Origin of the sequence: Saccharospirillum impatiens DSM 12546 (genome assembly GCF_000423605.1) — a bacterium.
In the GTDB taxonomy this organism is placed as follows: domain Bacteria; phylum Pseudomonadota; class Gammaproteobacteria; order Pseudomonadales; family Natronospirillaceae; genus Saccharospirillum; species Saccharospirillum impatiens.
In genome coordinates this window covers 1-10,154 of record NZ_AUIH01000073.1, presented here as the reverse complement: position 1 = coordinate 10,154, position 10,154 = coordinate 1, and the positions used below count along the sequence as shown (strand labels likewise).

At 54.5% G+C, this 10,154-nt stretch carries 10 protein-coding genes; 6 read left to right on the top strand and 4 right to left on the bottom strand.

Features of this window, described 5'->3' with window-relative positions:
- Nucleotides 1–391 precede the first annotated feature (391 nt).
- Nucleotides 392–1,111, top strand: a complete 720-nt coding sequence (locus G565_RS25000) for a gamma-glutamylcyclotransferase (protein WP_051208287.1) — start codon at nt 392–394, stop codon at nt 1,109–1,111.
- 246 nt (nt 1,112–1,357) lie between these two features.
- On the opposite strand, the gene aac(6') is transcribed toward G565_RS25000, so the two are convergent.
- Entirely contained in the window at nt 1,358–1,960 is a 603-nt protein-coding gene (gene aac(6') / locus G565_RS0119215; RefSeq protein ID WP_051208285.1) for an AAC(6')-Ia family aminoglycoside 6'-N-acetyltransferase, read from the bottom strand.
- A 587-nt stretch (nt 1,961–2,547) separates the two neighbouring features.
- Between aac(6') and G565_RS24995 the strand changes: the two genes are divergently transcribed.
- Both G565_RS24995 and G565_RS0119205 read left to right on the top strand, forming a co-directional pair.
- Nucleotides 2,548–4,473, top strand: a complete 1,926-nt coding sequence (locus G565_RS24995; protein WP_169579684.1) for a S8 family serine peptidase — start codon at nt 2,548–2,550, stop codon at nt 4,471–4,473.
- Nucleotides 4,474–4,602: 129 nt separating this feature from the next.
- Nucleotides 4,603–5,154: a hypothetical protein gene (locus G565_RS0119205; RefSeq protein WP_157600162.1), complete on the top strand. Its 552-nt coding sequence runs from the start codon at nt 4,603–4,605 to the stop codon at nt 5,152–5,154.
- 152 nt (nt 5,155–5,306) lie between these two features.
- Here the strand turns inward: G565_RS0119205 and ppk2 are convergent, their stop codons facing one another.
- From ppk2 to G565_RS24990, 3 genes are all read right to left on the bottom strand, one after another.
- Nucleotides 5,307–6,428, bottom strand: coding sequence for a polyphosphate kinase 2 (gene ppk2, locus G565_RS0119200; RefSeq protein WP_051208281.1), 1,122 nt, complete (start codon nt 6,426–6,428; stop codon nt 5,307–5,309).
- 248 nt (nt 6,429–6,676) lie between these two features.
- The gene (locus G565_RS0119195; RefSeq protein ID WP_028672294.1) at nt 6,677–6,973 is read right to left on the bottom strand and encodes a hypothetical protein; all 297 of its coding nucleotides are present in this window, start codon (nt 6,971–6,973) and stop codon (nt 6,677–6,679) included.
- Between the two features lie 153 nt (nt 6,974–7,126).
- Entirely contained in the window at nt 7,127–8,452 is a 1,326-nt protein-coding gene (locus tag G565_RS24990; protein ID WP_051208280.1) for a hypothetical protein, read from the bottom strand.
- A gap of 141 nt (nt 8,453–8,593) precedes the next feature.
- Between G565_RS24990 and G565_RS0119185 the strand changes: the two genes are divergently transcribed.
- From G565_RS0119185 to G565_RS26540, 3 genes are all read left to right on the top strand, one after another.
- Entirely contained in the window at nt 8,594–9,067 is a 474-nt protein-coding gene (locus G565_RS0119185; protein WP_028672293.1) for a DUF427 domain-containing protein, read from the top strand.
- Between the two features lie 96 nt (nt 9,068–9,163).
- Nucleotides 9,164–9,607 (top strand): YtoQ family protein, encoded by a 444-nt coding sequence (locus tag G565_RS0119180; RefSeq protein ID WP_028672292.1) that lies wholly within the window; start codon nt 9,164–9,166, stop codon nt 9,605–9,607.
- A 269-nt stretch (nt 9,608–9,876) separates the two neighbouring features.
- On the top strand, nt 9,877–10,154 hold a 278-nt coding region (locus tag G565_RS26540), incomplete at its 3' end, for a transposase family protein (protein WP_169579683.1).

Sequence of the window (10,154 nt, the reverse complement as noted above, 5' to 3'; positions counted from 1 at the left end):
TTCGTCCCGTAACCTGTGTATTTTCAGCGCGGAAGTCTTCCTCCAGCAATGGGAGTATCTCCGGGTGAGCGTCCAGCACCCGCGATAGATTACTAAGGAACAAGCCAAACTTGTGTGGTGCATACACATCAAATAAACTGTTCTGTGCCGTGCGGGATTCTCGCATGGTAAGGCCCTTTTCTTTGTGCTTTGCTTTTTTGTCGAAGACAATTCTACAAAGTATTAGGGCCTTTTTAACCCTCTGATCGAGATTTTTCTTTTATTTTCAGAAGCTTAGCCGTTTATGGACGGGCACTAACTAGGGCGGCTCTAACGACGAAATCCAGGGAGCCTATGTCGGTTCTAGCCCGCTGTTTCTCTTGTATTTTATTGACGTTTTTCAGGTTCAATAATGACCAAAGACCCATTCTCTCATCACCCTGAACTCGCTGAGCTGATCACGAGACCAGAAGACTCCTTCTTTCGGGACTTTTCGATCACCAAGCTCGCCAACATACTGATCGACAGAGGGTTGCCCACAGGCTGGTGGCACACGGATGAACACCGCAATGCGATCAGAGAAGAAGCACTGGCCGAGCATCGCTCGGAGGATCTTTGGGTATTCGCCTATGGATCGCTCATGTGGGACCCGGCCATTCAGTTTACTGAGGTCAGGCGAGCCCGGGTTGAGGGCTATCAACGCCGTTTCATATTGAAAGACATTCATGGGGCACGAGGCACGCGTGAAGCACCTGGCCTTATGGCTGCGTTGGACGCAGGCGGTGAATGCGAGGGGCTGGCGTTTCGCATCAACAGGGAAGCCATTGAGAGGGAAACCGATATCCTCTGGTGCCGTGAGTTTATCGGGCCGGCCTATTTCCCCGTATTTGTTTCCGCTCAAATCGGTGAAGACACCGTCGATGCCCTAACCTTTGTTGCCGACTATGATGCAGAACTGATCGAGCCTGAACTGAGCCGAACGGAGCAACTTGACTACCTGGCGAATGGCTCTGGTTTTCTGGGTTTCAGCGCAGACTATCTCAGAAACATCGCGCGGCAATTCAGACTGCTTGGCATCGAAGACGACGAGGTGGAGGAATTACTGAGAGAGCTGAATTTACTTGAGCAGTAGGAATTGCGTACAAACATAACTTATTAGGACACGCACAATAGCTGACTATCAAGTACTATCCACTGATAGCTCTCCCCCTATCTCAAATACCCGTTGTCAGATAATTTCCTGGGGTCTGTTTCGAACTGACAGGATAGCCACATAACTGCCGACAACAATACAACCCCACTTTGAGTTCCCAGCTCACAGGGCACCCTAGGTAGCAGCCCTAAAAGGGCAGCCACAACAGCCTCATAATGGCAGTGACTATACTCCATCCGCACTCAGATCTTTCCACATCATGATATCGGGTTTGTTCTTGCCATTGGCGTTGGGAACCGCCCCGATAACGCTGTAGCCGCACTTTTGGTAGAATTCGAACGGATGACGGGCCCTGTTGGATAACCGCTTCAATTCAGCAAGTACATTGCTGCCGTTGAGGTCCGTTTGTGACAGGCTGGTTTCAAACAGCTCGTCGTCCGTCCCCAGGACAATACCGATCAACCCCTGTGCTTTGGCTCGTTGCTCCAGAGTTTGCAGCAGTGCTTTACCGACGCCCTGCCCTTGCTGCGCAGGTGCAACAACCAAAGGGTGCAGCTCCCAGGTCTTGTCATACATTGGCCGTAGACCCACCCACCCGGCTAACTTGCCATCAATGAGCATGCCCAGACACAGGTTTGGAACTGCAATGCACTCATCAAGCGTCTGGCGCGCAGATTCAATATTAGGCCAGGATGTAATGCCTTTAGCCTGGAAGGTGTTCATCAGCAAGGCTGCAGCATCAGCGTGCAGGGAGGGGTGCTTACACACATCAAACTCAGACCAGTTCCTGTTTTCCCTCACTGTACTCACCCACGCACCCGTGACCATTAGAACACCTACCCTAGCAGAAATCAGAGTAAATCCGGAGGCCGACTGTCAACTCTGGGGAAGCTATTAAGAAAAGGCAGGTTGCCAGGGCGGTTTTATCCAGTAAGGCCCATGATTTAAACCGAGCCTTCCACCAATGTGTCGGGAACAATTTGGTGCAGTGAATAGCTGCCGCGAAGCGGTGCAAACCCTCTGACGGCCCGTTTCGATAACGCTGTATAAAGAACTGCATAGATAAAAAAGGCGTCAACTACACCAATGCGTGTCCACTTTAGGTCCACATTTTAGGTCCACTCGCTTCAAAGCGAACCCTTCGAATCACCTTAGTTTTGAGCCAAGCAAGCCTCACTGGTGAAAATATTTCATCGATCCTGCCTGGGTCCCATTGATTGTTTTGTACTACTTCACTTACTTCTTGTGATGAAGTTCTTTAAATCGCTCGAATGTCACCAAACGGTCAAAAGTTTGTTACTCAAGTCTCAGAAAACTGTCACTGAACCGTCAGTATTGCGCCCCCTTTTATCGCCCTGTACAGAGTATCGCAGTGGCGTTGGACGTAAACACAATAAACAATGGACGGTGAAGGAATGCTTAAGAACAACTCCCTTTTAATGGCCTGCGCTGGCGTCTCCGCTTTTGCACTGGCCGGGTGTCTCGATCTGAATGGTAACGCCCGCCCGGTTGACACCGAAGGCACCAACGACGCGACACAAAACGAAACCACGCCTAACAACGGCGCGGACTTCAATGCCGGCAAAATCAGCGAAACCGGGCGCTACATCATCAAATACGATGAACGCAAATCCAGCCTGCAACGCAGCAATGGCACCTTCTCAACCCGCTCGGCGGATCGCATTCTGTCGCGTGCCGGCGGTGCCACTTCACTGATGCACCTGAACGACTTGCAAGCCAGTGTCGCCGAGCTGAATGAGGATCAGGTCGAGCAACTGCGCAACGAAGAAGCCGTCGCCTATGTCGAACCAGACCCGGTCCGCTATCTGCTGGCGGAAGAAACGCCCTACGGCATCAACCGTGTTCAGGCCAATCAACTCAGCGACGCCGCCGCCTCGGGTTCAACAGTCTGCATCATCGACAGCGGCTACGACATCAATCATCCGGACCTGCAAAGCGGCGGCGTTACCGGCGGTGTCACCAGCCAATACGCAGGCAACTGGAACCATGATGGCAACGGCCACGGCACTCATGTTGCGGGTACTATCGCGGCGCTGGGTGGCAACGGCATCGGTGTGGTCGGGGTGAACCCTTCCGGTCAACTCGGCCTGCACATCGTTAAAATCTTCAACAACAACGGCGACTGGGCCTACGGTTCAGACCTGATTCAGGCCATCGAGCAGTGCTCCGACTCTGGCGCCTCTGTGGTCAACATGAGCCTGGGCGGCCCGGGTTCCAGCCGGTCCGAACTGCAGGCTATGCAGAACTTCTACGACAATGGCATGCTGCTGGTCGCGGCCGCCGGGAACGACGGCAACAACAGCTTCTCCTATCCGGCGTCCTACGAACCTGTGTATTCCGTCGCGGCGACAGACAGCAATAACAACCGGGCCAACTTCTCTCAATACAATAGCCAGGTTGAAATCGCCGCGCCGGGCGTGAGCGTACGCTCCACCATTCCAGGCGGCCGATACGCTTATTTTAACGGCACTTCCATGGCGACACCGCACGTGGCCGGTGTGTCCGCACTGGTGTGGAGCAACAACCAGGGGTGCTCGGCTCAGGATGTGCGCAACGCCCTGAACAGCACCGCAATCGACCTTGGCTCCGGCGGGCGTGACATCTACTACGGCCACGGCCTGATCCAGGCAAAAGCCGCACACGATTACCTGCAGCAACAAGGCTGTTCCACCGACACCAACGAGCCGGTACTGATCGACCTGGAAAGCGGCGTGGCCGAGACGGGTCTGGCGGACACCAAAGCCGCACCGGATGACGTGGCTTACCGCATCGCTGTTCCCGAAGGCGCGACAAAACTGGACATCCAGATCAGTGGCGGCCCGGGCGATGCCGATCTGTACGTCAAACATGCAGAAGAGCCGAGCCTGACCAACCATGACTGCCGTCCTTACCGTCAAGGCAACAACGAACTGTGCAGCTTCAGCCATCCGCAGCAGGGCGACTGGTACATCATGCTGGACCCATACACCGACTACTCCGGTGTAACGCTGATCGCGACAGTTGAAGCGCCAGCCAATGACGGCGTAACCGAACAGGACGACGACCTCACCGCCAGCAAAGGCCAGTGGCTACGTTACACCCAGGACGTTAAAGTCGGCGACAGCCAGTTGAGCATCAGCATCGCACGTGGCCAGGGCGATGCCGACCTCTATGTGCGCCACGGTTCGGACGTCAGCCGCAAGACCTACGATTGCCGCCCATTTGAAGACGGCAACGAGGAAAGCTGCGTCATTGAGAACCCGGCCGAAGGCACTTGGTACATCGGTGTTCACGGTTACGAAAACTTTGAAGGACTGTCACTCATCCGCAAGGTCGAATAACGTCTGAAATCCTCAGGTAACCAGCGATTGAATTGCCTCAATCGCTTGGTTTTATTGGCTGCATCGACTGCCCAGATCGTTGCGGCCTTTTTTGATTCTGGTTCATCCATGAATTTAAGGAGCGACTTTGTGATGAAACACAAGGGTAAATCGCCCGGGTTGAATGGCATTCGCCAGGGTGTGATCGCACTGTGCCTCGGCTCAGTGGCCGTAGGTGCAATGGCGGAGGACAGAAACCTGAGTGTTGGTATCGGAACTCAGGCGATGACGTTGTCTTATGCGGATTCCGAGTCGCGCCACGTGTTTCTCGGCCCCCGGGTGCATCTGTCAGCCGCCCATCAGTATTTCCGAATCGGCGGAACCGTCTATCAGACCGTGAATCGTGACAATCCATCGTTGCGGTTAGACGGGTTCGCATTGGACATTCATACCGGGGTTAATCTCGATCGCCAGGGCTGGACGGGGTTTGTCGGAATGGGGCAATTCCAGGAAACGCGACTGCGAGACTACCAGCCGGAACTGGAAGCTGTGGCCTATCATGTTTCCGTAGGCGGGGGGTACCACTTCAAGCGTTCTTCGCTGGAAGCCGAATGGCAATGGCGTGGTAATCCCTATGGCGGACTCGACGCACCGCCGGAGACCTATAGGGCCCTTGGGTTGAACCTCAGCGCACGATTCTAGCGGTCACCCCGATTGGCCAAACTCTAGCTGGCCATGCACAGTAAAAATGGGTTCCGAAGACACCCATCTTAAGAAACAACCAAAATGGGTGTCTACACTGCCTCCGGTTCTAAATAGCCAGCGCTTCGCCAATGAAAAGTGAGGTGCGGTGGTCAAGTCACCGCACGATGCGTCGCCGCCCGATTGACGATAAGCGGATCAATGGATCCCATTCGGTGGATGTCTTTGTTCGGGTAGTCGAATTGGCTCAGAACATAGCGCATCGCATTCAGTCGCGCTCGCTTTTTGCAGTCGGATTTAATCACAATCCAGGGCGCTTCCGAGGTATCGGTTTGAAAGAACATGGCTTCTTTTGCTTTGGTGTATTCATACCATTTGTCGAGCGAGGCGCGGTCGATAGGGCTCAGTTTCCACTGTTTGAGTGGGTGTGATTCCCGTTCTGTAAATCGCCGACGCTGCTCTTCACGCGTGACCGAGAACCAGAATTTGATTAAGTGAATGCCAGAGCGCACCAGGTTGCGCTCGAAGTCGGGAGACTGGCGCATGAATTCTCGGTAATCTTCATCGGCGCAAAAGCCCATGACTCGTTCGACACCAGCCCGGTTGTACCAGGAGCGGTCGAACAGCACAATCTCACCTGCGGTCGGCAAGTGGTTTACATAACGCTGGAAATACCATTGACCCTGCTCAGCAATGGTTGGTTTTTCCAGAGCGATGACTCGCGCACCCCGGGGGTTGAGGTGTTCCATAAAACGCTTGATGGTACCACCCTTGCCCGCCGCATCACGCCCTTCAAACAGGATGATAACGCGGGCACCGGTCTCCTTGACCCAGCGTTGCAACTTAAGCAACTCCACCTGCAGGTTGTATTTCTGTTTTTCGTAGGATTTCCGGCGCAGCCGATTACGGTAGGGGTATTTGCTCTCGCGCCAGTCCGGACGCAGTTCATCGTCGGAGTCTGAACCGAGTTGAGAGGTGCGGTTAAACTCTTCACGTGACAGTGTGCGTCTTAGCAGTGCCACGTCATCTGGCGAGGCACCCGACAGTATGGCGCTGAGCTGATTGGAAACCTGCTCGATCTCGCCGAGTTCGGCCTCATGCCTGCCTTTAGCGGATATCTCTCTCAGCACGACTTCAAGTGCAGCCTGTGCACCTTTTGTGCTCTCTTTTGCTGTAGATTCGGCAATAGCTGCCGGTGCGAGATCTTGGGCAGTATCGCCCCGATCTACATCATCGCGGTTATCGGGCGATTTGGAATTTTTTCCGGTTGACATTGGGCGACCTACTTCTGCCGTTATGTGAGTACTATCCATTTAATACTAGCTGAAGCTCAAACAACGACCTTGATCCATGTCAGAAGGTTGGGCTTCAGCTAGGGAGCCTCTGAACAACTCATCAACACAGCTCATAGTTGAGTAGTAGAGCGAGTTTGACTGATACAACGCTTTACCCAGTTTGGCGCTCACCCATGTTAATGGATGCCCTTCGATGATCAAAAAAGGCTCTGTTTCATACCGGCAAGTCACCAGAGCCAGTTGAGGTCATCGTCCAGGCAGCCAATGCTATTGCCAATCTGCCCACTGATGATGAAAGCACTGTTTGCACCCATACAGAAACCGCCGTCTACTTCTATCATGGTAGAGACTCTTGGCGGCATGCCTCCTTCAAGCACGGTAAGAGCGGCACCATCATCGCCAAGGATGGCAAACTGATTTGCATCGGTTCCATCAACCTGTGCGAAAGAGCCGCTGACTCGAATGCCGTTGGTATTGGCTAAAAGAGAATCGATTCTGTCATCGGCATCCGGATTCCAAGGCAAACGAGCGCCTGCCGTATCGTAGGCCGCAAGGAAGAGAAGACCCATCAAGCTTGGTTTAAGGCTTGATGACTAACGACGCAGAACGCCAACCGGCAGACGACATGGTGGTAAATGGGTGTGCTGACTTGTTGGCAGACGCCCTAAGGTCTCGCGTTACTGTGAGAGCCAACCATACAGCAGCAGGGCCAGGTAATCCGCCGCCAACAACACCAGCGCGTAGCGCCAATTACGCCGCAGCATCGATAAAGCATTAATCTGGTACCGCGAGAGCAAACTGAGTTGCAAGCCCGAAAAAGGTGAGATCCCGGCACCAAAGGCCCAGGTCATCAAAAACACCAAAGCCAGCAAGTTGGGGTCGTCCACGACGGGTGCCAACAAGCTGCCAACCAGTGTCACCGACGTCACCGGGTGCATGCCGACCATCGCCAGAGTGACCATGATCAGCAGCACCACGAAGGCCTGATGAGCCCCAAAGGTTGCGAAACTGAGTTGAATGTCAAACGAGTCCAGTAAGGCAGCCACACCGGCACCGAGTACGGCTGCGCCAAGAAACAGCATGACTTCATTGCCCTGACGCGGCAGTGCCGTTTGAACGTGCTGGATACTCTTGTAAACACTGGACAGACCTTCGCGTAAAACAGACCAGCTGAGCGCAACCAGCAAGGCAATAAGCGTCACCAGTGTCAGTACCGGCACCTCTGGCCATATCTGGTGGCTCACCATCACCAGCGCGGCGAGCAACAACGGCAGCCAGAGTGAACCGGGGTTGAGCGGGTATCCAGTCAATTGGTTCGCCTCGGGCGCGCGGCTCAACTCCCAATAGGTGTAACCCAGCATGAACAACGACAAAGGCACGCCCACGCTGGAAAGCGTGGTTAATTGCGCACCGGGAGCATTGATCAGGGCGACACCCATGGCCGCAAAAAACGGCGACCAGTGAGCGCACAGACTAAACGCCCGGCTCATGATCAGGGCTTGCAGGGTAGACAATGGCTGCTGTCGACTGAGCCGATCCCCGACGATGAACAAGGCCGACATGTTGATCACCGAGCCAAACAGATGCGGCCCCGCCAGGGTGCTAAGCAGTGCCTTCCGGCCCCTTGGCAGGGTGTCACTTGAATTGAGTTCGCCGGAGGAGACCAAACGCAGAAAACTTACGCCGATGAGCATGGCAATCACCATCTGGTTGGCCTCAAGTGCCCGAAGCAGATGGTGGCTCCCGGCACCGTTCAGCAGGCCAGCCGCCAAGCCCAGACTGCCTATGCTGAGCATAACAATCACCTGAACCCGTTGCGCCCCTTTGATTCCACCGCCTTTGAGCAGGATAGCGACCAGCCAGATCAGGCCACCGGCAATAGCCGCAGGAAACCCCGGCAGAATAACGGCCAGTATCGCGGCGATAACGACACATAGCAGTAGCCAGCCAGCGAGGGTTAGGTTCCAGGGGGCGTCGGGGGTGGTCGTGGTTTCCGTTGACATTCGTTTCTCTGGTGAGCATTCATTAAACTGCCACAGTGTACTACAGCGGGGCGGCATGACTTTAGTACCTCTGGCTACACAAGGTCCAAAGGGCCGACCAACAACACAGCCCGTATTGAGCGACGACCAAGGTACCCAGCCATGACATCCATACCACGCGAAAACGTCCAGTCCTACCCACGCCCGCCTGCATTGGAGCCCGTATCACAGCAAATCAGGGTATACCTTGGCGGCCAACAGGTAGCCGAATCCACCCAGGCCTTGCGGGTGCTGGAAACCCATCACGCGCCTACCTACTACCTGCCCAGAGCGGATGTCATCGCATCGCTTCAGGCCGCTGCAGGCACCAGCTTTTGTGAATGGAAAGGTAACGCACGCTATTTTGATGTCGTCGTTGGGGAAGCCATCGCCAAGCGGGCGGCCTGGACCTATGAAAGCCCCACAGATCGCTTTGCACCGCTGGCGGGCTACATCGCCTTCTATGCCGGGAAGATGGACGAAGCCTGGGTCGGCGATATGCGCGTCATCCCACAGCCAGGCGATTTTTATGGTGGTTGGGTGACCCCGAACCTGGAGGGTCAGATCAAGGGTGCCCCGGGAACGCGGCACTGGTAGTGGGCTGAAATTCGCGACGTTGCCATGCTATGGTAGGGTTTTAGCGGTTTAAACCTACCCCATCAACCCGATTCAATGACACCTTAGGAGACGTAAATGATCTGGACTGTCTATCTTTCTGGCGAAATACACACCGATTGGCGCGAGCAGATTCAAGCCGGGGCCGAAGCCGCCGGCTTGCCGGTGGAATTCACCGCACCGGTTACCGACCACGATGCCAGCGACGCGGCGGGCGACATGCTGAGCAAGCCGGATGTGGCCTTTTGGCGTGATCACCAGTCATCCAAGGTGAACAGCATTCGCACCAAAACGATGCTGGAGCAATGCGACCTGGCGGTGATTCGCTTTGGCGATAAATACAAACAGTGGAACGCGGCCTTTGATGCCGGTTTTTGTGCCGCCATGGGCACGCCCTATGTCACGCTGCATAACGATGACATTATCCACCCGCTGAAAGAAGTAGATGCATCGGCTATGGCGTGGGCACAAACACCTGAGCAAGTGGTTGAGATTCTGAAGTACGTTACAGCAGCACGGTAGAACCAAGAGGCTCACGTCTGTATCGCTGGGGATTCACTGTTCAGTTTCACTACTGCCAGAAGTGCCGGGCAATAGGACTAAAAAAAGCCTGATTGGCCTTGTCGAACGCTGCCCAGGGTGGCCATCCAACTTGCCTCGATCTGGCGACCCTGTTGCTGTGCCATCCCCACTAACATCCCACAGGTTATATTTTATGGCTCTTCGTAGTTTCCTGTGGAAATCCAGTATAATCAGGACTTGATCATACCGAATTTACGGGGAGTCTTTCTGTGGAAATCGAAGAGCATTATGCACTGCTTCTGGGTATTCATTCGCCCTGGGAGACAAGCTCGGTAGACCTCAACATGGCCAATAGCCGAGTCGATATCGAGATTGAGTATGTCGACTCCACTGGCGCGTGTCCTGAGTGCGGAACATTATGTCCAAAACACGATGAACGTGAATCCCGGACCTGGCGCCATCTGGATACCATGCAGTTTGCTACTTACCTGCACGCTCGGTTGCCAAGGGTCAAGTGTAAGGGCCATGGTGTTAAAACGGTCTCGGC

Coding starts and splice junctions, on each gene's coding strand:
- G565_RS25000 (WP_051208287.1), top strand. CDS start 392: ATGACCAAAGACCCATTCTCTCATCACCCTGAACTCGCTGAGCTGATC.
- G565_RS24995 (WP_169579684.1), top strand. CDS start 2,548: ATGCTTAAGAACAACTCCCTTTTAATGGCCTGCGCTGGCGTCTCCGCT.
- ppk2 (WP_051208281.1), bottom strand. CDS start 6,428: ATGTCAACCGGAAAAAATTCCAAATCGCCCGATAACCGCGATGATGTA.
- G565_RS24990 (WP_051208280.1), bottom strand. CDS start 8,452: ATGTCAACGGAAACCACGACCACCCCCGACGCCCCCTGGAACCTAACC.
- G565_RS0119185 (WP_028672293.1), top strand. CDS start 8,594: ATGACATCCATACCACGCGAAAACGTCCAGTCCTACCCACGCCCGCCT.
- G565_RS0119180 (WP_028672292.1), top strand. CDS start 9,164: ATGATCTGGACTGTCTATCTTTCTGGCGAAATACACACCGATTGGCGC.